Here is a 25752-nt window from a genome sequence, read left to right as displayed (position 1 = left end):
ATATTAATCTTATTCATCTACTTAATTTCAGTACTTGTCTATCTTTTTTACTGATAGAGTTTTATGCCTACTATACATACAAAATTCTATTCTAATAAGTATATATTTGTAAAAAAGTTCTCTATAAACCTATCATTCATATGAAAACATTTATCTCTAAAAAAGCCTTAGTCTTATACCTAATCAGCACATTCCTATCCTATTTTCATACAGTTCAGGCATCTAATGACTATACACTTGTGGTGGAGGGCTATGACTGGGGGCCAGCTGTGAGTAAAGTTATTTTATCTTTGGACGCTCCTACAAAAGTCGTTGATTTTAAAGACTACTCTGTTACAGTTGAAAGAAGTTCAGATTGCGTAGAAATCCCTGCCGCTCTGACAAAAGGAATCAGAAACGTAGTATTTGCTTACATTTCTGATGAAAAAGGTAATCGAGTAAAAGAAGGCAGTTTTATCACATTGGTATTATCAGTTGCTCCAAATTTACCTTTAGGTTCCCCTTTTCAATATGCTACTTCTGGCAAATGCCGTGGAAATAGTTGGGTAAAATACCAAGTCAACATCACTGATAATAAAACCAGCAAGGTTTGGAACAAAGAAAAAAACAGAATCATCCCTTTAATTGACGACTTTGATCTTTCAGGAAAATATCCTTATGAAGCAGGAAAAACCATGTCTTATGCGGCTTTCAGTCCAAAAAATAAAGCGGCCAAATCTCCACTAATTATCTGGCTTCATGGCGGTGGTGAAGGCGGTACTGATCCAACTATTCCTCTTCTCGGAAACAAAGCAGCTAATTATGCGTCTGATGATATTCAAAATTATTTTGGAGGTGCTTATGTTCTTTCACCCCAATGCCCTGGTGCTTGGATGCACAACAAAGACGGTGTAACTACTCACGGAAAAGAAGATGATGTCTATAACAAAGGGCTGATGGCACTTATCAAGGATTTTGTAAAGTCACACCCTGATATTGACACTAAACGAATTTATGTTGGAGGCTGCTCTAATGGTGGTTATATGGCATTAAAGCTCATACTAAATGAACCGAATTATTTTGCAGCAGGCTATATCAGTGCCTTGGCTTATCAGTCGCAATATATAACTGATCAACAAATAAATAGTATCAAAAATGTGCCAATTTGGTTTGTACATTCAAAAGATGATGGTACTACTGTTCCAGAAAATACTGTTGTGCCTGTTTATCAACGTTTGAAAGCTGCTGGAGCTAAGAATCTACACTTTTCATATTATGACCATGTAATTGATCTTTCTGGCTTTTTTGGTGGTAAAAATTATTACTATACAGGTCACTGGTCTTGGATATATTCTCATGTAAATGCTGCAAAACTCGATTTTGATGGTACACCAGTCTTATTAAATGGTCATCCAGTGACCATCATGGAATGGATGGCAGCACAAAAGAAAAAGTAATTTATTTACACATACAATATCATTCGCAAGAAATTAAATATAAAGGGTGGCTTTTGGTCACTCTTTTTGTTTGTTCTATCTTTAAATGAATTATACTTTATCAAATTAATATTTACTAACGATGGCTAAATTTCGTCAAATTGTTTGTGTTGATAATACCCGACTGACTGCACCTGCTTTAGAAAAGCTCTCCCAATATTCAGAGCAAGAAGTTAAAATATTTAATGATTACCCAACCAATAAAGATGAAATAATCAATAGAATTGGTGATGCAGATTGTCTTTTAGTAAGTTGGAAAACTACTATTGATAAAGAAATTATTGAAAATGCCAATGCTCTAAAATATATTGGTATGTGTTGCAGTTTGATTGATAAAACCTCGGCTAATGTCAATATTGATGCTGCGGAAGAAAGAAAAATAGTAGTAAAAGGTGTAAAAGACTACGGAGATGAAGGCGTTGTTGAGTTCATTTTTGCAGAATTAATTTCTTTGGCAAAAGGATTAAGAAAACATCAATGGAAATCTATACAAACTGAACTAAAAGGCAAAACTTTAGGAATTATTGGCTTCGGTACAGTTGGACAAATGGTTGCCAAAGTCGCTATAGCATTTGGAATGAATGTGCTATATTTTAGTCGTACCCGCAAAAGAGACGCAGAAACTGCTAATCTAAAATATGTCAATTTAAGCGAACTTTTAAGTAAAAGTGATGTCATAAGTACACATTTACCTCGAAAAACCAAACTTTTAAGTAAGGACGAATTTGCTTTGATAAAACCAAATGCTGTTTTCATTAATACATCGGTCGGTGTAACATTTGATGAAGATTCAATGTATGATTGGGTAAAAAAAGAAGGAAATTATGCAATTTTTGACCACGATGGAGCTTTTGGTTTAAATCAGCTTGAAAAGTATCCTAATATCATTTATTCGCCTAAAACTTCAGGGATGACGGATGCAGCTTTTGAACGACTTTCTGATAAAGTTATACAAAATCTTACAACATTCATTAGCAATTCAAATATATAACTTATTGATTATCAAATATTTACATAGAGTTAATTCTTGAATATTTTTTACAAAAAATTAAAAACTTTAATTAAAAAATTAGAGAGAAGTTTTTGTTTTTTTCTTTAAATGAATTCCATTAAATAGAAACTTTCTAAATAAACTTTAGGTTATTAAAGAAAGTAATAGAATAAAATGACAAAAATACCCATATCTGTGTTGGAATTAGCAACGGTTGTTGAAGGTGGAAATCACAGCACAGCAATTGCCAATACAGTTGAAATTGCCAAACATACTGAATCCTTAGGTTATAAACGTATTTGGATGGCCGAACACCATAATATGGAATACATAGCCAGTTCAGCCACTTCAGTTTTAATTGGACACGTAGCTGGAAAAACCAATAGTATTCGTGTAGGCTCTGGTGGAATAATGTTGCCTAATCATAGTCCTTTAGTAATTGCCGAACAATTTGGTACTTTAGAAACCATATATCCTGAAAGAATAGATTTAGGATTAGGTCGAGCTCCTGGCTCTGACCAACTCACATCAATGGCATTAAGAAGAAATCAGGAAACTGCCCAAGATTTTCCTATGGATGTCCGACAATTACAAAGATATTTTAGTTCTAAAAATCAAACTGCCAAAGTAAGAGCATTCCCTGGTGAAGGTTTGCACATTCCGCTTTGGATATTAGGTTCGAGTACTGACAGTGCCTATTTGGCAGCAGAAATGGGACTTCCTTATGCTTTTGCTTCACATTTTGCTCCTGCTCAATTTCGAAATGCCATCAAAATTTATCGAAATAATTTCAAACCATCGGCTGTTTTAGCTCAGCCTTATGTGATGGCTTGTGTCAATGTGCTCTCAGCCGACACAGATGAAGAAGCGAATGTTTTATTAAGTAGTTTAGTACGTCTGTTTGTGGGTATTCTTACCAATAATCGTAAGCCACTCAGTCCATCAGGCACATTTCCTGAAAGTTATCAAATCCCAGAAGTTAGAAGTGCTGTCAATAATATGCTTGCCTGTACATTTTACGGAAGCAAAGAAACAATCCAAACAAATCTTTCCGCATTTATTGATGAAACAGGTATAGATGAATTGATGGTAGCTTCGCATATTTTTGATTTAAATGCCAAACTGAAATCTTTCACAATTCTAAGAGATGCCCTTCTTGTTGATTAAATGCAAAATTGCATTAGCATGATTATTTTCTGAATCGATACAAATATGGAGCTTTATTAGATGCTCCAGTAAATTTCTTTTCTAAGCGTTCTAAAACATTTAATTCCAATATTTTCTTTTGGAAATTATTTCGAGCGTACTCTTTTTCAAAAATAGTTTCATAGAGATCCTGTACTTCCTTCATTGTGAAAGTTTCAGGAAGAAGATTAAGTACAATAATGTTGGTATCAAGGTTTAATCTCAAAGACTCAAGAGCTTTTTCAATCATTTCTTTGTGATCCATCATCATGTTTGGTATCTCATGGATATTATACCATTCCATCGACTCGTCTAACTCTGTTTTTGTTGGAATAACTTTATTCATATCCACCAAGGCATAATAGCCCAATGAAATAAATCTGCTTGTAAGCCATTCAAATTCTTCATTAGATAAGTTTACTTCACTTTCAAAATATTCCTTGTTTTGATTTATAATACTTTGAAGAACTACTTTATTAGTTCTTTCGGCCTCACCAAAGTTTTTATAATGCTGCAAAAAAATATTAGAAATTCCAGTACGTTCTTTTAGAATACGGTGTGCAGCTTCATCAATACCTTCTTGCTTATAAATAAAACCACTTGGAAGCGAATAAATATCCCCATTAAAATACAACTTTGAAATCAGCACTTTAAGCTCTCTTTCTTTATAACCAAAAATCACGCAATCAATTGCAAGGTGAGGAATATATGATTTGTAATCGAATAAAAGCATCTGTTTACAGTTTGTTTATGGTCTTGCAAAGGTAAGCCTCACATATAAATAAAACCATTCATAATGTATAAATATTCATTGGAAAATATTTTTAAACATTATTGTCTATTTTTTTAGACAATAGAAAAATTACATTTATCTTTGTATTGAAATAAATAAATGTCTTTCAATAGTTCTTCAAAATCGTGGCGACGTAACGCAACCAAAACAATGAAAAAAGCAAGTATTTTCTTTATCGCATTATTCTTCGGAATCGCTCTTAATGGTTTTTCTCAAACAGCTACTGCACCAGTAGATTATTATGTAGGCAAATGGGAAGTTACTATTCTTGGCACACCTAATGGTGATTCAAAAATGATAACTACTATTACCCGAAAAGATGGCAAGTTAGTTGGGGAAATGACAAACCCAGCCGAGCCTACAACTCCTGCAAATCCTTTGACAAGTGTGGAAGAAGCGGATGGTAAAATGACTATTTTTTTCAGTACACAAGGATATGATTTATCTATTCCTTTTGAAAAAGTAGATAGTGATAATTTGAAAGGAAAGCTGATGGATATGTTTGACGTGACGGCGAAAAGAGTTAAGTAATTACCATTCACTTTGAAACGCTAAAGGTGGTATTTGAAAGACCACCTTTTTACTTTTTTTACAAGAATTGACAGTATACAGCTTCGTAAATTGTTTAATAAAATAATATTATGTCAAAATACATCTTCTCTATTTTAGGTATCCTATTATTATCATTCACTTCCATACCCTCCAATGGACAATCTCCGAAATGGTTTTCGCAGTATGATTTTGATGCTACAAAATTCAAAAATCCTTCTCAAAGTTTTGGGCCAATGGCTCGTTGGTGGTGGCCTGGAAATGATGTTAACAAAGCGGAATTGCAAAGAGAAATAAATGTTTTTGCCGACAATGATTTTGCAGGAGTTGAAATTCAAACGCTCTATTTAGGTATCCCGATAAATGACGAAAATCGGCCGAAAATAATGAGTTGGGATTCGCCTCAATATTACGAAAACGTAAAAACCGTAATGGAAGAAGCTCGCAAAAGAGGTCTCATAGTTGACATGACTAATGGAAGTGGTTGGCCAGCAGGAAGTTCGATTTTAGAAGCAAATGATGGGTTTCGTAACCTCAAATTTGAAGCTGTAACTGTTGAAGGTGGAAAAAAAATAAGCATTATTTTACCTAAAGTAATTGCTAAAGCTGGCAGTTCTATTTTACAGGCAATTGTCGCTTCCAAAATTGTAGGAGAGGGAGAAAATGCCAAGTTAAGAACTACTCCATTAGACATCAATTCAAGTTTTATTCTTTCCGATAAAGTTATTGGTGATTCTCTAAAATGTATTTTACCTGAAGGCAATTGGAAAATTATTGCTTATTACTGCCTTCCAAGTGGCGAAAGACCTATGGCATCCGAACCTTCACAAGGCTACGTAGTTGACAATTTTGATTCTACAAAAGTTTTGAAATTGTATAATCACTTATTTGGCAAAAGAACAGGCTTGAAACCTTATTTCGGAAATCCAATGCGTGCTATTTTTAATGATAGCTATGAGTTTAAAGCTGACAGACATTATTCGGCTGATTTTATAACTTGGTTCAAAAATCACCGAGGATATGACCCTACCCCCTATTTAGCAGCCAATATGCAGCGGGGATACAATATTGTTGAGTTTATGAATCCACATGCTCCCAAAGATTTTTCTTTCAGCCCTGAGATTGATACAAGATTACGTTTTGATTATGACCTTACTTTGAGTGAGCTTTTAGGAGAAAACTTCCTTAAAACAAGTCGAAATTTCATGGAAAAACAAGGTTTGTTGCATCGCACACAAGCGTATGGCTTATCTATGGACATGATGGCAATTGCTGGACAAGCCTCCATTCCCGAAATGGAAAGTATGTTGGCATCAGAAGCAAACATGAAAATAATTTCTTCGGGAGCTCATTTGTATAATCGGCCCATTATCTCATCAGAATCAGTAGTATTTGTTAATCGGGCATATATGACGACTCCTCAAAAAACACGATTAGCTGTTGACAAACTGTTTGCGGCAGGAGCCAATCAAATCATTTATCACGGTATTCCTTACAATTATTTTCCAAAAGATTTTGCCAAAGAAGGCTGGTATCCTTTTTCAAGTGCCGCATTACCAGTGGTTAATTTTGCCTCACATTTTGGTGAACAAGATATTTTTTGGAAACACCAAAAAGACGTTAATCAATACATTCAGCGTACACAATATGCCTTACGCTCGGGAAAACCCAAAACCGATGTGTTGATTTATTTCCCTTATATGAAGGTAGAAGATATGCCTGAAAATCCGGAAGAAATAATGACAATGGGCGAAATAGTTGGCATTGAACCAGCATTACCTAAACCAAAAGAACACCATAATGAGAAGAGTGAATGGGCAGAAAAAACTTGGAAATTAATTAATCAATTGGAAGCCAAAGGCATCACTTGGGAATGGGTCAATGACCTTTCAATCCAAGAAGCCACATTAACACAAGACAAACAAATCAATATCAGAGGAAATTTTTATCAAGCTTTGATTTTATCTGACAACTCAACTATTTCATTAAAAACTGCTCAACAAATCAATCTTTTAGCATCAAAAGGCATGAAATTCTTGAATTCTGGAATTTTGCCCCATAAACAACCTTCATTTTTAAATTGGGAAGAAAATGATAAAAAAGTTGAAAATCTATTGAAAGTAGTCATACAACAAAAAAGTGCTTTACAAATAACTGATAAAGAGCAGTTTAACACTTGGATTTCTTCTTTGAAACAAACAGTAAAGTTTGCAGGGAGGCTGAGCAGAGTCGAAGCTGATTCACCAGCATTCACTCGCCAAATTCAAAGAGAATTATCTGATGGCAGTCGCATTCAATTTATTTGGAATAAAAGTAATCAATGGCAAACCATTTCTCTTTTATTGGATAAAAAATATGCCTCAAGTTATTGGTTCAATGCAGAAGATGGTTCGGTTATTAATAATGCAAATTCTTCTAAAATTGCTTATCAAATACCGCCTTATAGTAGCATAATATTATATGCTTCAACAAAAAATAATGTTGTAAATACCTCAACCAAAACACCAATTTTAAATCCAACAAATGCTAAAAAGCTGTTAAGTATTGATAATTGGACAATTCTTGCAGATACCCTAAAACTTACGAATAGTAACTTATTCGATTGGAAAACAAATGATTCTTTCAAATATGTTGGAAGTGAAGCAACGTACAGCAGTTCTTTTGAATTGAAAAACATTGATTCAAAAACACATTACTTACTGGATTTAGGCAAAGTTTATCATACGGCAGAAGTATTTATTAATGGAAAATTCGCAGGAAAGAGAATTAATGCTCCTTATATTTTAGAACTGAGTGAGTTCTTGCAAAAAGGACAAAACGAAATTGAAATCAAAGTGCTGCCAACACAATTGAATAATTTTATTGGACAAGCTATCTCAGGAAATAAGCATTATAGACAGTTCAAAAAATCAGAAGGACAATTCACGTCAAATGGATTAGTTGGCCCAGTTAATATTTTGGAAGTTAAAAAATAATCAGATGAAAAATAGAGCTAAAATCAGTTTACCAATAGTCTTTTTTATGTTGAACTTTTCTCAAATAAGTTTTGCTCAAAACATCATAAAAATAGGCAGACAAATTTTGTTTGACTCCGATTGGAAATTCAAAAAAGGCAAAGGAATAGACGCAAAAGCTACTAATTTCAATGATTCTGATTGGAGAAAATTAGATGTCCCACATGATTGGAGTATCGAAGATTTGACAGATACGCCCAACGATAGCATAATTGGACCTTTCTACAAAAATAATGCAGGAAAAAACGCCACTGCATTTACCGTAGGAGGCACTGCATGGTATCGTAAAACGTTTACGATGGATAAAAGCACGTCGGGCAAAAAAGTTTTTATTCAATTTGACGGCGTTTATATGAATGCTGATGTTTGGATAAACGGGCATCATTTAGGCAATCATCCCTATGGTTATACGGCCTTTACGCATGATTTGACAGAACATTTAAACTCAGCAGGTGTGCCAAATGTAGTAGCAGTTGAGGTGAAAAATGAAGGGTACAATTCTCGTTGGTATTCGGGTTCGGGCATTTATCGCCATGTTTGGTTGAATGTTATCAATCCCAATCATATTGCCAATTGGGGCGTTCAAATAGTTTCTAAAAATGTCTCTGAGCAAACTGCTGATATTCATTTTACTACTAAAATTGAAAATAGTATTGCCAATCTTTCGCTAATAACTGAAATTTATTCTGCTGATAATAAATTGATTAACTCAAATACTGTGGATGTTTCTGGTAAAGATAAAGTCGAGCAAATGATCAATTTCAAAAACCCAAAACTTTGGAATATTGAAAGCCCCTATTTGTATAAAGCCAAATTAATTTTGAATCAAAACGGAAAAATTATTGATGAAAATACGCAAAATTTTGGTGTACGAAGTATTCATTTTGATGCTAAAATAGGTTTTATTTTGAATGGAAAAAACATCAAACTCAAAGGTGGCTGTATTCATCATGACAATGGCCCTTTAGGAGCTGCTGCAATTGACCGTGCTGAAGAAAAAAAGATAGAAATACTTAAAAAGAATGGCTATAATGCAGTCAGATTTGCACATAATCCATTTTCTGCTGAACTTTTAGATGCTTGCGACCGTCTCGGTATGTTGGTTATGGACGAGGCTTTTGATATGTGGAACACCCATAAAACGCCCGACGATTATGCTACTTATTTCAAAGACTGGTGGCAAAAAGATTTGACTTCTATCATTGAAAAAGATTTTAATCACCCATCGGTAATTATGTGGAGTATCGGAAACGAAATTCCCGAAATAATTGATAGCACAGGGCATAAAACTTCCAGACAATTAGCAGATTTTGTTCGTAATTTGGACAGTTCAAGACCCGTTTCAAATGCCATTCCATTTCACCTTCCATTAATTGCCAGAAAAAAATGGGATGTTACTGACCCCGCTTTTGCCAGTTTAGACATAGGCGGTTATAATTACGCTACGCAATATTACGAAGGCGACCATAAAAAATTCCCAGAAAGAATCATGGTTGCCACAGAATATTTTCCGCCAAAAGCACTCGAAAACTGGAATTATGTAGAGAAAAATCCTTACGTAATTGGTATGTTTAGTTGGTCAGCCATTGATTATTTGGGAGAAGCTGGGCTTGGTTTAGCAAGATTAAAGAATAAAAGCGATAAAAATGGTGGATTTCAAGAAACATTTATGGCACCTGAATGGCCGATTTTTAATGCCTATACAGGTGAGTTAGATTTAATTGGTAATAAAAAGGCAGCTTCGTATTATTTGGATGTAGTTTGGCGAAGAAGTCCATTAGAAATGATGGTTCATCGTCCGATACCAGCAGGCAAGAAAGAGCTGACTGGATTTTATGACTTCCCTGATGAGCTAAAAAGCTGGACTTGGCCAGGACACGAAAAAGATACTGTGCAGGTGAGAGTTTTTACGAGAAGTCAAAGCGTAAAATTGGAGTTAAATGGGGAAATTATAGCAGAGCAACCCCTTGAAAAAGGCTCAATCGTTGCTAAGTTTAATGTACCTTATACCGCAGGAAAATTGGTAGCTCATTGTTATGATGGCGATAAAGAAATTGCATCTCAAACCCTCAGCACCACAGGAAAACCAAAAGCCATTCGATTAAAAGCTGACAGACAAACCATCAATGCCAACAAAAATGACCTTGCTTATATAGCTGTTGAAATTATAGATGAAGCAGGAAATGTTGTACCAAATATTGATGACTTATTATTGAAATACCACCTTTCTGGAAATGGTAATATTGCAGGACTGGGAAATGGCAATCCAAGAGATATGTCGAGTTTCCAAAAACCAGAAAAAAAAGTTTTTCAAGGAAAAGGATTAGTGATCATTCGTCCTACACAAAAAGCAGGAAAGATTACACTTAAAGCAGAAGCCGAAGGTTTAAAAGCAGGTATATTAACAATAAATGCCAAATAGAAAGGATAGCGATAGTCTTATAAGTCTGTTTAGACTCTTTTATTCATAGTTTCAGCAATTAGCCCTCTTATCAAAGCAGTTATTGTTTTTATAAAAACGATAACTGCTTTTTTCATTGATTTTATCTCAATCAAGATTATACGTCGTATTCGCCGAGTTGTCGAGTAGTAAAGCCCACTTATCTATTTATCTGTCAAATTCCAAAATTAAAACTTTAATTTATGTAATAATTCTAATAAAAAAATATATTATTTTATTATATTTACTTTTATTCAACCTCTCTTACATTATGAAGAAATTTACTCAGAATCCTCGAACTGGTGTTTCAACAAAGAGTGCTTTAGTAATCACTTTTTTTGTTTTTGCATTGAGTTCATTTATCATTTCAAAGCCTAAAAAATTGACAAATCCAATCCCACAACAGGTTGGTTTTCAAATAGATAGCCTTCCAAAACTCAAAATCCCTGATGGTGTTGACCCTAATGACGAGAATTGGAAAGGAATTGATTTAGAGCCAAAACAACCTTTAAAACCCCTTAGTGTAGAAGACGAAAGAAAATTGTTTCTTTTACCGCAAGGATACCACATCGAGCCAGTTTTAACAGAACCTGCCATTCAACAACCAGGAGCGATAGCTTTTGATGGCAATGGGAGAATGTATGTATTGGAACTTCGCTCCTACATGCTAAATGCCGACTCGAAAGATGAGTTAGAACCTACCAGCCGAATTTCTCGCTGGGAAGATAAAAACAACGATGGTGTTTATGAAACAGGCACAACCTTCGTTGATAAGTTGATTTTTCCACGTTTTGTATTGCCTTATGGCAAAGACTGTATTTTAACAATGGAGTCGGATGCCGATAATGTGTATAAATACACAGATACAAATGGCGACGGAAAAGCCGACAAAAAAGAGCTTTTTACTACAAAATATGGCCGTTCGGGCAATGTTGAGCATCAACAAGCATTCATGTATTATGGTATGGACAATTGGCTTTATAGCACAGTGAATGCTTTTCGTGTAAGAGAAACCCCCAATGGTGTAATTCGTGAAAAAACAGGTTTTAATAGAGCTCAATGGGGAGTTACACACGATGATGATGGCAAACTTTGGTTTCAAGGTGGTGCCAGTGGACTGCCTTCTTATTTTCAATTCCCAATTCACTATGGCAATTTTGAAGTACCCAATGAATTTGCTAAAGGCTTTGATGTTCCTTGGGGTGCTGCTGTCAAAATTGCTGATATGCAAGGAGGAATGGACGAAATCAGACAACCTGATGGTTCATTAAACCATGTTACAGGTTCGGCAGGAAATGATGTTTATCGAGGTGATAGATTGCCTGAAAATATCAAAGGTCAATATTTTTATGGCGAACCTGTTGCTCGAATTGTAAGACAAATCAATCCTGTTGTGAATGAAGGGCTTACAACACTTCATAATGTTTATCAAGACCAGAAATCAGAATTTCTACGCTCAACCGATCCCCTTTTCCGACCAGTCGATATGACCACAGCCCCAGATGGTACTTTATACATTACAGATATGTATCATGGCATTATTCAAGAAGGACAATGGACACAAAAAGGCACTTATTTACGGACAAAAATTGAACAATATCAATTAGATAAAGTAGTTGGATTGGGCAGAATTTGGCGAATTACTTATGATGGAAAAGAAAGAGATAAAAATCAGCCAAAAATGCTTAATGAAACTTCTGCTACTTTGGTGAAGCATTTGGAACATCCAAATGGCTGGAGAAGAGATGCTGCTCAACAATTAATTGTCTTGAAAAAAGACCTTTCAGTAGTTCCTGCTTTAAAATCAATGGCACTTAATAATAAAAATGTTTTGGCAAGAATTCATGCAATATGGACATTGGAAGGGTTGAATGCTTTAAAAATTGATGTACTCCAAAAATTATTGAAAGATACAAATCCACGGATTCGTATTCAGGCATTGCGTGCCAGCGAAACTCTATACAAAGCAGGTGTAAAAGAGTTGGAAGCCGACTACAAAACTGCCATGAGCGACCCAAATACCGATGTAGTTATCCAAACCATGTTGACTGCCAAAGTGTTGAAAATTCCTGATTTAGAAAATGGCGTAAAAACAGCAATGGCAAATAATAAAGCGGCAGGTGTAAAATTGGTTGGAGAACAAATCATTACACCACCAAAACCAAGAAATATGGGACCTTTTGGCGGTGCAGAACTAAGCAAAGAACAAAAAGAAATAGTTGATCGAGGAGCCGTTATTTATAATGAATTATGCTCGCAATGCCACGGAAACAATGGCATGGGAACACCTGCAGGAAATGGGAAATTAATAGCACCTGCATTGGCTGGCTCACAACGAGTACAAGCACATCCTGATTATGCAATCAAAGTAGTTCTGCATGGAATGGAAGGAGCGATTGAAGGTAAAACGTATGCTGGCGGCATGATGGCAAGCATGAAAGACCATGATGATGTTTGGGTTTCTGATGTAATTTCGTACATCCGCAATGGTTTATCAAACGATGCTTCTTTGGTTACGCCAAAACAAGTTGCCAAAATTCGTGCAAGCACGAACAAACAAGCAGGTATATTTCAATATGACAAGCTCATCAAATCAACGCCTAAAGAATTTCAAGTAGCTGATGGTTTGAAAATAACAGCAAGTCATACTTCCTCTACTCGTATTGGTGGTAATGTTGCACCGCAAAGTGCCTTTACTTATGAAGGTTGGTCAACAGGAAAAAAACAAGAAAAAGGTATGTGGTATCAGATAGAATTCCCTAAAAGCGTCAATCTTTCTGAACTCCAGTTTAATGCAGCTCCGATAAGAAGATTTACACCACCAAAACCTAATACCCCTCCTACTCCTCCACAAGCTATTCAAACTTTTCCTCGAAAATATAGTATCGAAACTTCCGTTGATGGAAATAGTTGGGAAGAAAATGCCAAACAAATAACAGGTAATGAGGGTGATAATACAGTGCTTTTGAGTACGTCTAAAGTTAAGTTTTTAAGGATAAAATTAGATGAAGGATTAGATAAAGAAACCGAAGAAATTCCTTGGACAATGCGTCAAGTGAAGATATTTGGACAACAATAGGAAGGATTTATGAATTAATCGAATGTCGATTCACGAATGGCCTGCCAAATTCATAATCAAATACCGACTTTTTAGAAAAACTCTGTTAAGGTTTCAACTTTCAAAAAGTTTGTATTTATATACAGGACAGTACATAATAGCTAAAAAATAATCAGATGGTATATTGCCACCTATTTTTTATTAACCTATAAATTTTAAATACAATGCTTAAACCAAAAGCAAATTGGCTTACATTTTTGCTCATTCTTTCTATTGTAGGAAATGTATTTGCTAATGTTTCTATTGACAATTTAAAAGTAGATTCTCAAGAAAAACCACTCGGAATTGACATTTCAAATCCTCATTTTTCTTGGCAAATGAAAGCTATGGATGCCAAAAGAGGTTATTTTCAAACGGCTTATCAAATTACAGTTACAGATTCAAAAAATCAAATCGTTTGGGATACAAAAAAGGTAAATTCTGATGTTTCTCAAGGTATTGAGTATGCTGGAAGTCCGCTAAAAGCTACCACTCGATATACTTGGAAAGTAAGCGTTTGGGACAATACCAATAAAATTACGACCAATAGCTCGTGGTTTGAAACGGGTCTAATGAATCCTGATATTTCGGCATGGTCAGGGGCCAACTGGATTGGCGGTGGTGATGAAGATTTGGTACTTTATTCTCATTATTTGTCGGTTTATAAATTTCAATACGCTATTCAGCTCGATAAAGCTTCTAATTCGACCAAAGCTGCCTTTCTCTTCGGAGGAAATGATGCTCGTTTGATGGACAAAGATTTGAACTTGATGGCAATGGAAAATACGCCTAATCAAAGTTATATTTCTTTTGAGTTAGATATTTCAAACGTTTCAGATGCAACAGATGGATTAGCCAAATTGAACATTTATAGGGTAGGTTATACCAAAAATGACTCAAAAGAAACTCCAATCAAAAGCCTTGAAATTCCGAAATCACTTATTCATCAAGCAAATAAGTATGAAAAACACAAAGTTTTTGTAGAATGTAATTTTGGTTTATTCGAAATATTTATTGATGGAAATAAAGCAGAAAACAAGCTAAAAGAAAAAGTTGAAGGAAATACTTCACCATTTGCGGCTCGTGGTTTTAATCTAAATCCTGTGGGAAGTGGTAATAACTTTATCAGTTTCCCGATGTTGGCAGATATTGGTTTTCAAACAAACGAAAATCAAATGGCTTATTTTTCTGACTTAGAAATTAAAAACTATCGTTTTCCATCAAATACCTTATTTACAGAAAAACTTTCTGCAAACTACGATGGTATTTTCAAAAATAACGCTGTTAAAATCGAAGGCAATAATTATAAGATAAATGGTGGTGCTTTGATTCTTGCCAATCCAAGTAAAAATGCTGCTCCGATGCTTCGCAGTACATTTTCGACACAAGCAAAAGCAATCAAATCAGCTCGTTTGTATGTAACTGCGAGAGGTATTTACGAAATGTATTTGAATGGCAAACGTGTAAGCAATGATTACTTTAATCCAGGTTTGACTCAGTACAATAAAAACTTGATGTACCAAACATACGATGTAAAAGAAGCACTGAAACAAGGTGAGAAAAATGCCATCGGAGCGTGGTTGAGTGAAGGTTGGTGGAGTGGAAACATCACTTTCAGTGGTGAAAGTTGGAATTATTTTGGTGATAGACAATCTCTTTTGAGCAAATTAGTAATTACATACGCTGATGATTCGGAGCAAATAATTACCTCAAATCCAAAAGATTGGAAATTTTTTAATGATGGTCCAATTCGCTACGGTAGTTATTTTCAAGGAGAAGTCTATGATGCCAACAAAGAAGCTTTAATAAAAGATTGGACATTACCTACTTATAATGAAAGTGCTTGGAAATCGGCAGTTGAAGTACCTTTAGATGGTACTGCTTATCAAGGAACTTTCACTGACGGTCGTGGGCAAAAATCAACTTTTGAATACAAAGACTTTAAAATCGTTGGACAAATGGGCAATAATGCCACTATTGTAAAAACGATGATTGCTCAAAAAGTGGAGGAAGTCCGACCAAAAGTGTTTGTCTATGACATGGCTCAAAATATGGTTGGTGTACCACAAATTTTGATAAAAAATGGTAAAAAAGGTCAGGTAATAACCATGCGATATGCTGAAGTAAAATATCCAAACCTAAAGGAATATGCTGAGAATGTGGGTATGGTAATGATGGAAAATATCAGAGCGGCACTCACCCAAGATATGTATATTTTGAAAGGTGGCGATGAAACTATTCAACCAAGATTTACATTTCATGGTTATCGCTATCTTGAAATCACTGGAATCGACCAAGCCATTCCGATAACAGATGTCAAAGGATTAGTTATCAGTTCAGTTTTAGCATTATCATCTAATTATGAAACTTCAAATGACTTAGTCAATAAACTTTGGAAAAACATTACTTGGTCATTACGCAGTAATTTCCTTTCCATTCCAACCGATACTCCTGCTCGTAACGAACGCATGGGTTGGAGTGGTGATATTTCCGTTTTCTCAAAAAGTGCTACGTATTTGACCGATGCTAATTTGTTTTTAAGAAGACATCTTTTAGCAATGCGTGATGTACAAGCCGAAAGCGGCAGATTTACTGATGTTGCACCGATGGGTGGTGGTTTTGGTGGTACACTTTGGGGAAGTGCAGGTTTGACTGTTGCTTGGGAAAGCTACCAACAATATGGAGATGTACAATTATTGAAAGAACACTACGATGCGATGAAGCGTTACATGGCATTCTTGGAAACCAAAGTTGATAAAACAACTGGCATTTTGAACGAAGGACCGTTGGGCGATTGGTTAAGTCCAGAAGGTAATAAAAATGACAATACTTTATTTTGGATGACCTATTTTGCTTATGATTTAGAAATCATGAATAAAGTTGCAACCGTTTTGAATAAAACAGCTGATGCAATTGCTTTTAAAAATCGCTATGAGGAAATTAAGAAGACTTTTAATGAAGTTTATGTTGATAAAACTACTCATAAAACTATCAAATCTGGTGTAAAAACTGCAAGAATGGGGCCTCCAAGTGCCAGAAACGTGGAAGATAAATCGGACAAAGGACAATTGATTGATACGCAAGCATCCTATGCCATTCCTTTAGATTTGGGTCTATTTAATGAAGAGAACAAACCTTTTGCCATAAAATATTTGAATGAAGCCATTCAAAGAAAAAACAAAGATGACGAAGGTGTGGAACGCCCTGCGTATTCATTGATGACAGGATTTATTGGTACAGCATCTATTTCTGAAGCCCTTTCTGAAAATGGAAATCATGCAGAGGCCTATCAATTACTTCAACAAAAAACCTATCCTTCGTGGTTATATTCGGTAGTGAATGGAGCAACTTCTATCTGGGAACGACTTAATTCTTATACAGTTGAAAATGGTTTTGGTGGAAATAATTCAATGAATTCATTCAATCACTATTCATTTGGAGCGGTATCGGCGTGGATGTATAATTATTCATTAGGTATTCAAAGAAGTCCTGAAAAGGCTGCTTTCAAGCAAATTATCCTAAAACCAACTCCTGACCCCACTAAAGCAATGACTTGGGCCAAAGGTTATTATGACTCGGTTTATGGGAAAATTAGTAGTGCTTGGAGTTATGAAGGGAATAAATTGGTTTATAAAACAACGATTCCGCCTAATAGCAATGCAATACTCTATTTGCCAGCCAAAGCAATCAATCAAGTAAAAGAAAGCGGCAAAGTGCTTACACAAGGTAACGGAATTAGCAACTTAACCCTTGAAAATGGACAAGTAAAAATGACTTTAGTTTCAGGAACGTATTCATTTGAAATAATGAATTAAGTCCCCAAAAGTATTTTAAATTGTGAGGTGAAAATGCAATTTATTGTTTATTTTCACCTCATTATTTTTTATCTAACCCTCCTCTATCATGCTTAAATACATTTACTTTTGTTTCTCTTTTTTGTTAGTTTTTTCTGCTCAAAGTCAAATTGTCAATGATTCTCTTTTAATTGAAGGCCACTATCGCACATTCCATTTTATCAGACCAGTCAAAGAAAATCCAATACTCATTTTTGTCTTACACGGTTCTGGTGGAAATGGTTTACAAATTAGAGGTGGGGCTAAAAAATTAGAAGATTTAGCTCCGTCCGAAAACATCTTATTGGTTTATCCTGACGGTTATAAAAAGTTTTGGAACGAATGTCGAAAAACGGCTAATTCAGCAGCAAACTTAGAAAATATCAATGAAAATGCTTTTTTCGGTGGAATGCTTGATTATTTCAAAAAGAATTTTCAAATCAATGAAAAACAAGTTTTTGCGATTGGCACTTCTGGTGGTGGACACATGGCTTATAAATTGGCTCTTACCATGCCTGAAAAATTCAAAGCAATTACTGCCATCATTGCCAATTTACCCGATACAAATAACATTGATTGTGCTGAAAAACGAATGGCTTTACCAGTAATGATTATCAACGGCACGGCAGATATGACCAATCCTTATGAAGGTGGAGAAGTAAAATTGAGCAATAATATCAACTTAGGATATGTCCGCTCTACGGCTCGTACTTTTCAATATTGGTCTTCTTTAGCAGGCTACAATGGAGAACCGAAAAAAGAATTGCTTCCCGACAATGACCCTGCTGATGGAAAAACAATTGAACGCTATACCTTCAAAAAGAAAAGAAAACCAGAAGTGACGCTTTTAAAAGTAATCGGTGGCAAACACGATTATCCCAATGACATCAATGTCTATCTTGAATCTTGGGCTTTTTTTAAAAGACAAATGGGTAAATGAACCAATCTCATTAATTCCATCTAAAAATAACCTATTACTATTCAAACCTATGAAAAAAACAACCCTTTTGTCAATCTTAGTTTTGGGAATTTGCATGATTTCCAATGCTCAACAAGTCATACGCCTCTACGAAGGCAAAGCTCCTGGCTCAGAAAACTGGACATGGTCAGAGAAAGAGAGTAGTAAAAATATGTTCAATACCAAAGTCATATACAATGTTTCTGAACCAACCCTCACCGTTTATTTACCGAAGCCAGAATTAGCAACTGGTACAGCCATAGTTATTGCTCCAGGTGGTGCTTTTCATACCCTTTCGATTGATAGTGAAGGTATTGACGTTGCCAAATGGCTCAATGCCAAAGGTGTAGCGGCTTTTGTTTTAAAATATCGAGTTGTAAAAAGCGAAACTGAAGACCCTGTAAAAGAATTAATTGGAAAAATGGGCGATTTCAAAAAATTGGATGCCGAAAATGCTCCGATTGTCCCTTTGGCCATTGCTGATGGTAAAAAAGCGATTGAATATGTCCGTACTCATGCAAAAGAGTACAATATTTTGACCAATCAAATTGGATTAATGGGCTTTTCGGCAGGAGGAACTGTCACAATGGGTGTAACTTACAATTATACACCTGAAAACAGACCTGATTTCGTTGCACCTATTTATGCTTATTTGGGAGCCTTAGATAATAAAACTGTCCCTAAAGATGCTCCACCTGCCTTTGTTGTGGTTGCTACTGATGACAACTTGGGCTTTGCTCCGCACAGTGTTCAGATTTATACCGACTGGTTGGCAGCAAAAAAATCAGTTGAGTTACACGCTTATTTGAAAGGTGGACACGGTTTTGGCATGCGAAAACAAAATATTCCTACCGATACTTGGATTGAGCGTTTTGGTGATTGGATGAAACAGCAAGGTTATTTGAATGTGCATTAGGATTGAAAAAGGTTACCCTTTGGCCTATAAAAATAATAAAGCAATGATGTAAATGTTTGATAAAAATGGCATCAAATACAATTACGTAGAAATCGAAGGAGGGCATACATTTTTATTGTGGCGAAAAAATTTAGCTTATATCGCTCCTTTATTATTTAGATAAAAACAAAATTAAGCAAACTTACTACACAAATTGTATAGTAAGTTTGCTTAAAAATATTACTGCATTTGCATGCCATTCTGCATACCCTCTTGTTGGCTTTTCATGTTTTGACGTTTGAATAATGACATATCCATTTTACCAAAACGGTAAGAGAAATTCAAACGAACCATTTGGGGATTTGTCAATCTCGAATAAGATTGCGTAAATCCAACTCCTTCAGAATATTGTACTGAATAACGGCTTCTAAAAATATCATTTACACTCAATGTCAATGAAGCGGCATCTTTCAAGAATGTCTTTTTCACTGCAATATCTACGCTATAAAAAGGCTTGATGTATCCTTGTGAAGCACTTTGTACTTGACTCGGCGGGCCAAAACTTTGTCCACCTGTATTGATTGGCAAGTTGGTTTTGCTTTGATAATCAGCTGAAAGTTGAATCGTAAATTTCTTTGGCAATTTAAAATTGTTATTCAACTTACCAAACATACTCCAAAGTGCGGGTGTCGAGGCAATTTCAAGATTGGAAACATTGATTCTTGAATTATAAAAATTCACATTGGCTGTCAAATCCCACCATTTTTTGGGTTTTGTAATTCCCGTTAATTCAAATCCATAATTATTGCTTGAATTGGCATTGATAAAAGTGTTTATCAAATCGGTTTTACCACTGATTTGATTGGTTTCCTGACCTAAAAATCTTGTTATCAAATTATCTGTGTATTTATAATAGGCCGAACCTATAAAAGTATTTACACCTTTAGATTTGGTATAAGAAATCTCTGATGAATAAGTAAACTCAGGAACTAAATTTGCATTTCCTTTGGTGATATTCAAACTATCAGTATAATCAACAAATGGAATCAATTGGAAGAAATTTGGACGGTTGATTCTGCGAGTCAAACTCATTTGTACTTGTTGATTTTTTGGCAAATCTTTGCTTAAAAATATTGAAGGAAAAAGGCTAATAGGGAATTTATTATTAAAATCCTCATTCGTATTCAATAATTTACCATCATATTTTGAACTTTCAGCTCGCAAACCAACCTTGTATGAAAACACTTTTTTATAAGCTCCCGCCACAGAAACGTAGGCAGCATATACATCATTTCTTGATTGATAATTAGTCGTTGCCGAGCTAATTGTTTTGAAATCTGTTGCCCCTAAGGCCTTGATTGAGTTTTCGTTAATATTTCTAAGATTATTGATTTGAACTCTCGCACCAATTTCGAGTGAACCTTTATTACCAAACGGTCTTACATAATCGGTCTGAATTGTTAAGAAATCATTTTTGCCATTCGATAAGTTTTTCTGAATTTGTGAACCATAAATTTTGTTTGCATCACCATAATAATTAGTAGTGAATAAGCCCGAACCATCATTTTTACCACCAAAGTAATTCAAATCGGCGGTCAATTCTTCACCTGATTTTGTAAAATTATGCTTCAAACCTAATTGCATCCCTCTCATTCTGAAATCTCGATCACTGTTTGAAATACGGTTACTATAAGTCTTGATTCCATTTCTGAAAGTATTGATATCAATATTTTCACTTGGTTTGAATTTCCCTTGTCCAATAATTCCCGCTGCTGAAAGTGTAGTACGATTTGTTATAAAATAATCTAAGCCTAATCTCGTAAACAAAAATCCGCCTTTCATTTTACTTGCCACATCTTGTCCAATTGTAGATTTAATGCCATCGACATCGCTGAAACGGTTGCTCTCCCCTATTGTCTGACTTCTCATTTGGTTGGTCATCGCCATTGCCGAAAGGTTAATTTTATTTTGACGTACGTTAAAATTTGCCATCACATTGCCACCACCCAATCTATCAGCACCAGCGTTTACCATACCATTATAACCCGTTTTTTTATTTTTCTTCAAAACTAAGTTCAAAATACCCGCATTTCCACCCGAAGCATCATATTTTGCCGAAGGATTGGTAATTACCTCCACTTTTTCGATGGCATCAGCAGGGATTTGGTCGAGAGAAAGCGTTGTTGGACGACCATCAATAAATATTTGTGGGGAAGCATTGCGAAGTTTTACATTTCCATCAATATCCACCTGTACCGAAGGCACATTCTTCATAATATCAACTGCCGTTCCACCTGCTGTTACGATGTTTTTCTCGACATTGAAAACTTTTTTATCAATATCTGATTCAAAAAGAGCCTTTGTAGCTGTAACAGTCACCCCTTGCAAAATTTGCGTATCTTCGTGAAACTTGATATTTCCCAAGTCTTTATCAACACCGCCTAATAGATTTTTAAGCATTTTCATTTGCTCGGCCGGGGCACTTTCAGCCTTTGGATTTGGCTTACCATTCATCATCAATTGAAAAGCCACAGGCATTTCGATGGTTTTATACCCAATAGCAGAAATTTTGAGTTTGTGTTTACCAAAAATTGGTAGTTCTTCAAAACTAAATTCGCCATTGGCTTTCGTAACTACACCTTTAAACAAAACCTCTTTGTTTTGTTTAGTTGCAGGGTCGGGTTTATTGGTCAATAAAACTACCGATATAAATTCTAAAGGCTTGCCAAGACTATCAACTATTTTGCCATACACATGTCCGATATTGGCTTGTTGGGCACTCATACCTGGCATTTGGCTAAAAGAGCTAAACGAACAAGCGATAAGAAGTATTAAAAGGAGAAACTTTTTCATCATTGTTGGAATTAAAAAATTAATATTGTCTTTTTCTTAGACAATATTCGTAATTATAATTATTCCAAGAATGTGATTTATGATAAATGGGTGAAAAATTTGGGTGGGTGGCAAAAAGACTGTGATCGGGAATAATCAAAATGCCGTAGAATAAATAAAATAAAGGTTAGTGATATAGTTAATTTCATGTCTATGCTCTTATTTATATACTAAATTTCAACAAAAGTTGTATTATTGGACAACAATTAATAACTTTGTGGAGTATGGAAGAAATCAAATTTAGAAATATCCACTTATACAAAGACTATTTTACCGACTTTTTTAATAAACAGAAACAAAAGGTAAAAGATAAAATTTTGTGGACTTTTAAAGTTATAGAAACTTTGCAACAAGTTCCGGCTGATTACCTCAAACATATAGAAGGAACTGACGGATTATATGAAATAAGAGTTCAAACTGGCAACGATATTTTTCGAATATTCTGTTTTTTTGACGAGGGGAAACTTGTTGTATTGGCGAATGGATTTCAGAAAAAAACACAGAAAACACCAAGGAAAGAAATTGAAAAGGCACTCACAATAAAAGAAGAATATGAAAACTACAAACAATAAAGACCTTAAATCTCTTGACCAGTTCATTGACGAACAATACGGCAAAAAAGGCGAAGAAAAGCGTAATGCTTTTGATGAAGGCTATGAAGAGTTTAAATTAGGAGTTTTACTACAACAAGCTCGCTTGAATAAAGGAATGACTCAAGAAGAACTTGCTGAAAAATGTGGTACAAACAAAGGTTATATTTCAAGAGTAGAGAACAACATTAAAGACATAAGAATTTCAACACTTAGAAAAATTGTTGAGATTGGGCTTGGTGGACACTTAAATCTATCAATAAAGTTATGATATTATTTCATTCACACACCAACTTATACCCTTTACTATGACTATTCATTATTTGAATAGTTGTATCTTCACTTAATTTTTTGCGTAACTTAGAAACAAGTACATCCAAACTTCTACTGGTGACAATTACACCATCTTTTTCCCAAATTTCTTGTATTAAATGTTCTCGTTCAACTACTTGATTGCGTTGTTCATTCAGCAAAAACAGTAATTTGTTTTCATGTTTTGAAAGCTCAATTTGTTCGCTTTTAATTTTTAGCTGACTCTTTGTTGGTAGAAAAGTAAATTTTCCCAATTGAATAGCATCTTGCTCTGGCGGACTATCCAAAATCGTTTTTTTTGTAGAATTATTTCTGATAAAATAAAATATAAACAAAAATAAAGGGAAAGTCAAAAACCAAAAATAGTTACTTTCATGAGCACCTAAAAAATCTATTTGAATAATGTAACAAGCTTTTTCTTGCGTTCTGCCCAAACATGGTTGCACACTGTTTGTTTTTGTACTTATCTCATAACCAAATATAACCGTTCTCGACTGGCAATTTAAAACATTGACCATGTAGTCTTTTTGAAAATTATTTTTTTTCAAATGCTTATCAATGATAGCCACCATTGAGTCTGTCACGAAGGTAAATGAACTTTGAAAAGAAATCTCATAACTGTTTTCTCCCGTCTTTTTCACAGGCAAAACCCTTGATGTTGAATCATGGGCATGCAAAAGTAGCTGATGCCCAATGTCTCGCAGAATTATTTCAGTATGTTTTTCTGAAAAGTTGTCATTCTTTCCAGAAAAAGTCCATGCCGAAAATCCGCACAAAACGGTAACTAAGGTTAATAATATGTATTGTTTCTTTTCCATTTTCAGGTGCAATTTACCTCAAAAAACTAAATGATTATAACGTTTCACAAACGATTTACATTATTTTACATTTGATTTACTTTTAAGTATTCTTATTTGAATAGGTTTGTAGCATCAAAACCAAATAATTAAATGAAAAGATACGTAATTCTATTTTTGTTCAGTTCGTTAACTGTTTTTTCTCAAACAAAATATTCTATTTCAACAACCAAAAATCAGTTAAAGTGGTTAGGAAATTCTTCGCTTGGCGGTAATGGACATGATGGATTCGTGAAAGTAAGTTCGGGTTTAATTTTGGTGTCAGCTACAAACCAGATAATGAAAGGAAATTTTGAAATAGACATGAATACCATCAAAAGTATTGATGAAAAGGCAAAAGATAAGGACAAAGATAACGGTTTGGATGAACACTTGAAGTCAAATGATTTCTTTTCGGTCAGTAAGTTCCCAAAGGCGTACTTTACAATAGAGCAAGCAAAAGCAAGTATTGTTCAGCCAAATCAATATATGGTAAATGGCACATTGATGATAAAAGGAATTGCCAACAAAATACAGTTTCCAGCAGAGATTATTTTTGAAGGAAATAACATAAAAGTAAAGGCAATTTTTTTTATAAACCGACAGTTATGGGGAATTACGTATGATTCACCAAGTTTATTTGGTTTTGCCAAAGAAGCTGCCATTGCCAACGAAATTAAGCTAACGCTTGATTTAATTTTTGAAAAACAACCATGAAAAATGCCATAACATTCTTACAAAAGTTAAAGATTTCAGTTTTTGGGATTTGTGTGCTTTTCATTTCCTGCAATGGACAAAACACATCACAAATTTCAACCAACGCTTTTATTGATAAAAATATAGCAAAGGGCGACACCGTAACAGAAATTGGGAAGCGAATATGGAGTATTTTTCAAGATAAAAAAGGTAATTATTGGTTTGGAAGTAGCGGACAAGGCGTTTATCGGTTTGATGGAAAAAACTTGATCCAATTTACTGATAAAGATGGATTAGCTGATAATCAAGTTCGCACAATTCAAGAAGATAAAGCAGGCAATATCTGGTTTAATACTGGCGGAGGAGTAAGCCGCTTTGATGGACAAACTTTTACTACGCCAAGTAAAAAAGAAAATTTTCAAATTGAAAACTTTATTGATGCAAAGAATAATTGGAAATCTGAACCTGATGATTTATGGTTTCAAGCTGGTTTGGGAGTTTATCGATACGATGGTAAAACATTGCATTTTTTGGAGTTTCCAAAAACCAAAGCTGGTGATATTCTTGAGGCAAAATATCCTCCCAGCCACAGTAATAGTGTTTATCAAGTTTATGCGATTTTTAAAGATAGCAAAGGAACTCCTTGGTTCGGCACTCAAAGTTTGGGTGTATGCCATTATGATGGAAAGTCTTTTACTTGGATTAACGAAAAAAACTTGGGTGATCATGAGAATGATTTAGATGCTGGAGGTGGGCCTGTTCGCTCAATTTATGAAGATAAAAATGGCATTTTTTGGTTCGGAAATAGTAGAGTAGGCATTTTTCGTTACGATGGAAAAAATCTGATTGACTATAGAAAGGAAAAAGGAATTGGTAATATGAAAGGCCAAAAAGAAAATGTGGCGGTGAGTTCATCATCAATGACAGAAGATAATAATGGTGAATTATGGATGGCAACATTTAGTGCAGGAGTTTGGCGATATGACGGGGAAAAAGTAACAAATTATACAACTAAAGATGGCATTCCGAGCAACTCAATTATGACTATTTATAAAGATCGCAAGGGAGAACTATGGTTTGGAACAGATGGGGAAGGTATATTCAAATTCAATGGAAAGACCTTTACCAGTTTTTTGGACATGTAAAATACAAATCTAAAACGAACAAACACACAAATTAATCTTTAAGAGATAAGC

At 34.8% G+C, this 25752-nt stretch carries 17 protein-coding genes; 14 read left to right on the top strand and 3 right to left on the bottom strand.

Annotated elements, in window-relative coordinates:
- The first annotated feature begins 140 nt into the window (after positions 1-140).
- The 3 genes from ACQUQZ_RS10315 (at position 141) to ACQUQZ_RS10305 (ending at position 3633) form a co-directional block, all read left to right on the top strand.
- The gene (locus ACQUQZ_RS10315) at positions 141-1436 is read left to right on the top strand and encodes a prolyl oligopeptidase family serine peptidase (RefSeq protein WP_435354859.1); all 1296 of its coding nucleotides are present in this window, start codon (positions 141-143) and stop codon (positions 1434-1436) included.
- Between the two features lie 121 nt (positions 1437-1557).
- Positions 1558-2466, top strand: a complete 909-nt coding sequence (locus tag ACQUQZ_RS10310) for an NAD(P)-dependent oxidoreductase (RefSeq protein ID WP_435354857.1) — start codon at positions 1558-1560, stop codon at positions 2464-2466.
- A gap of 174 nt (positions 2467-2640) precedes the next feature.
- A complete protein-coding gene (locus ACQUQZ_RS10305; protein ID WP_435354856.1) occupies positions 2641-3633 on the top strand; it encodes an LLM class flavin-dependent oxidoreductase in 993 nt (330 codons plus the stop codon).
- Positions 3634-3655: 22 nt separating this feature from the next.
- Here ACQUQZ_RS10305 and ACQUQZ_RS10300 read toward each other — a convergent pair whose 3' ends face one another.
- Positions 3656-4384 (bottom strand): NUDIX hydrolase, encoded by a 729-nt coding sequence (locus tag ACQUQZ_RS10300; protein ID WP_435354854.1) that lies wholly within the window; start codon positions 4382-4384, stop codon positions 3656-3658.
- A gap of 210 nt (positions 4385-4594) precedes the next feature.
- Between ACQUQZ_RS10300 and ACQUQZ_RS10295 the strand changes: the two genes are divergently transcribed.
- From ACQUQZ_RS10295 to ACQUQZ_RS10265, 7 genes are all read left to right on the top strand, one after another.
- A complete protein-coding gene (locus tag ACQUQZ_RS10295; protein WP_435354853.1) occupies positions 4595-4975 on the top strand; it encodes a hypothetical protein in 381 nt (126 codons plus the stop codon).
- A 110-nt stretch (positions 4976-5085) separates the two neighbouring features.
- Positions 5086-7968, top strand: coding sequence for a glycosyl hydrolase (locus ACQUQZ_RS10290; protein ID WP_435354851.1), 2883 nt, complete (start codon positions 5086-5088; stop codon positions 7966-7968).
- A gap of 4 nt (positions 7969-7972) precedes the next feature.
- Positions 7973-10429 (top strand): glycoside hydrolase family 2 TIM barrel-domain containing protein, encoded by a 2457-nt coding sequence (locus ACQUQZ_RS10285; RefSeq protein WP_435354848.1) that lies wholly within the window; start codon positions 7973-7975, stop codon positions 10427-10429.
- A 289-nt stretch (positions 10430-10718) separates the two neighbouring features.
- A complete protein-coding gene (locus ACQUQZ_RS10280) occupies positions 10719-13526 on the top strand; it encodes a DUF7133 domain-containing protein (protein WP_435354846.1) in 2808 nt (935 codons plus the stop codon).
- Between the two features lie 203 nt (positions 13527-13729).
- Positions 13730-17359, top strand: a complete 3630-nt coding sequence (locus ACQUQZ_RS10275; protein ID WP_435354844.1) for a family 78 glycoside hydrolase catalytic domain — start codon at positions 13730-13732, stop codon at positions 17357-17359.
- A gap of 88 nt (positions 17360-17447) precedes the next feature.
- Positions 17448-18317: an alpha/beta hydrolase family esterase gene (locus tag ACQUQZ_RS10270; protein ID WP_435354842.1), complete on the top strand. Its 870-nt coding sequence runs from the start codon at positions 17448-17450 to the stop codon at positions 18315-18317.
- 49 nt (positions 18318-18366) lie between these two features.
- Positions 18367-19251: an alpha/beta hydrolase gene (locus tag ACQUQZ_RS10265; RefSeq protein WP_435354840.1), complete on the top strand. Its 885-nt coding sequence runs from the start codon at positions 18367-18369 to the stop codon at positions 19249-19251.
- A 219-nt stretch (positions 19252-19470) separates the two neighbouring features.
- Here the strand turns inward: ACQUQZ_RS10265 and ACQUQZ_RS10260 are convergent, their stop codons facing one another.
- Complete coding sequence (locus ACQUQZ_RS10260) at positions 19471-22083, bottom strand: TonB-dependent receptor domain-containing protein (RefSeq protein ID WP_435354837.1); 2613 nt, start codon at positions 22081-22083, stop codon at positions 19471-19473.
- A 263-nt stretch (positions 22084-22346) separates the two neighbouring features.
- Here ACQUQZ_RS10260 and ACQUQZ_RS10255 point away from each other — a divergent pair, with 263 nt between their 5' ends.
- Both ACQUQZ_RS10255 and ACQUQZ_RS10250 read left to right on the top strand, forming a co-directional pair.
- Entirely contained in the window at positions 22347-22694 is a 348-nt protein-coding gene (locus ACQUQZ_RS10255; RefSeq protein ID WP_435354835.1) for a type II toxin-antitoxin system RelE/ParE family toxin, read from the top strand.
- Positions 22675-22983 carry a helix-turn-helix domain-containing protein gene (locus ACQUQZ_RS10250; protein WP_435354834.1) on the top strand — a complete coding sequence of 103 codons (309 nt, stop codon included), beginning with the start codon at positions 22675-22677 and terminating at the stop codon, positions 22981-22983. The genes ACQUQZ_RS10255 and ACQUQZ_RS10250 overlap by 20 nt, the downstream gene beginning before the upstream one ends.
- A 7-nt stretch (positions 22984-22990) precedes the next feature.
- Here ACQUQZ_RS10250 and ACQUQZ_RS10245 read toward each other — a convergent pair whose 3' ends face one another.
- Positions 22991-23842, bottom strand: a complete 852-nt coding sequence (locus ACQUQZ_RS10245) for a winged helix-turn-helix domain-containing protein (protein ID WP_435354832.1) — start codon at positions 23840-23842, stop codon at positions 22991-22993.
- A 132-nt stretch (positions 23843-23974) separates the two neighbouring features.
- On the opposite strand from ACQUQZ_RS10245, the gene ACQUQZ_RS10240 reads away from it, so the two are divergent.
- A complete protein-coding gene (locus ACQUQZ_RS10240) occupies positions 23975-24577 on the top strand; it encodes a YceI family protein (protein ID WP_435354830.1) in 603 nt (200 codons plus the stop codon).
- The gene (locus ACQUQZ_RS10235) at positions 24574-25701 is read left to right on the top strand and encodes a ligand-binding sensor domain-containing protein (protein ID WP_435354828.1); all 1128 of its coding nucleotides are present in this window, start codon (positions 24574-24576) and stop codon (positions 25699-25701) included. The genes ACQUQZ_RS10240 and ACQUQZ_RS10235 overlap by 4 nt, the downstream gene beginning before the upstream one ends.
- Positions 25702-25752: the final 51 nt, after the last annotated feature.

Source organism: Emticicia sp. SJ17W-69, assembly GCF_051209875.1.
In the GTDB taxonomy this organism is placed as follows: Bacteria; Bacteroidota; Bacteroidia; order Cytophagales; family Spirosomataceae; genus Emticicia.
Note: the sequence above shows the minus strand (reverse complement) of the source record. Positions and strands in the feature narration are given on the sequence as shown.

Bases quoted from the DNA above. Each gene is read 5' to 3' on its own strand.
- ACQUQZ_RS10315 (WP_435354859.1), top strand. From the start codon at position 141: ATGAAAACATTTATCTCTAAAAAAGCCTTAGTCTTATACCTAATCAGC.
- ACQUQZ_RS10310 (WP_435354857.1), top strand. From the start codon at position 1,558: ATGGCTAAATTTCGTCAAATTGTTTGTGTTGATAATACCCGACTGACT.
- ACQUQZ_RS10305 (WP_435354856.1), top strand. From the start codon at position 2,641: ATGACAAAAATACCCATATCTGTGTTGGAATTAGCAACGGTTGTTGAA.
- ACQUQZ_RS10300 (WP_435354854.1), bottom strand. From the start codon at position 4,384: ATGCTTTTATTCGATTACAAATCATATATTCCTCACCTTGCAATTGAT.
- ACQUQZ_RS10295 (WP_435354853.1), top strand. From the start codon at position 4,595: ATGAAAAAAGCAAGTATTTTCTTTATCGCATTATTCTTCGGAATCGCT.
- ACQUQZ_RS10290 (WP_435354851.1), top strand. From the start codon at position 5,086: ATGTCAAAATACATCTTCTCTATTTTAGGTATCCTATTATTATCATTC.
- ACQUQZ_RS10285 (WP_435354848.1), top strand. From the start codon at position 7,973: ATGAAAAATAGAGCTAAAATCAGTTTACCAATAGTCTTTTTTATGTTG.
- ACQUQZ_RS10280 (WP_435354846.1), top strand. From the start codon at position 10,719: ATGAAGAAATTTACTCAGAATCCTCGAACTGGTGTTTCAACAAAGAGT.
- ACQUQZ_RS10275 (WP_435354844.1), top strand. From the start codon at position 13,730: ATGCTTAAACCAAAAGCAAATTGGCTTACATTTTTGCTCATTCTTTCT.
- ACQUQZ_RS10270 (WP_435354842.1), top strand. From the start codon at position 17,448: ATGCTTAAATACATTTACTTTTGTTTCTCTTTTTTGTTAGTTTTTTCT.
- ACQUQZ_RS10265 (WP_435354840.1), top strand. From the start codon at position 18,367: ATGAAAAAAACAACCCTTTTGTCAATCTTAGTTTTGGGAATTTGCATG.
- ACQUQZ_RS10260 (WP_435354837.1), bottom strand. From the start codon at position 22,083: ATGAAAAAGTTTCTCCTTTTAATACTTCTTATCGCTTGTTCGTTTAGC.
- ACQUQZ_RS10255 (WP_435354835.1), top strand. From the start codon at position 22,347: ATGGAAGAAATCAAATTTAGAAATATCCACTTATACAAAGACTATTTT.
- ACQUQZ_RS10250 (WP_435354834.1), top strand. From the start codon at position 22,675: ATGAAAACTACAAACAATAAAGACCTTAAATCTCTTGACCAGTTCATT.
- ACQUQZ_RS10245 (WP_435354832.1), bottom strand. From the start codon at position 23,842: ATGGAAAAGAAACAATACATATTATTAACCTTAGTTACCGTTTTGTGC.
- ACQUQZ_RS10240 (WP_435354830.1), top strand. From the start codon at position 23,975: ATGAAAAGATACGTAATTCTATTTTTGTTCAGTTCGTTAACTGTTTTT.
- ACQUQZ_RS10235 (WP_435354828.1), top strand. From the start codon at position 24,574: ATGAAAAATGCCATAACATTCTTACAAAAGTTAAAGATTTCAGTTTTT.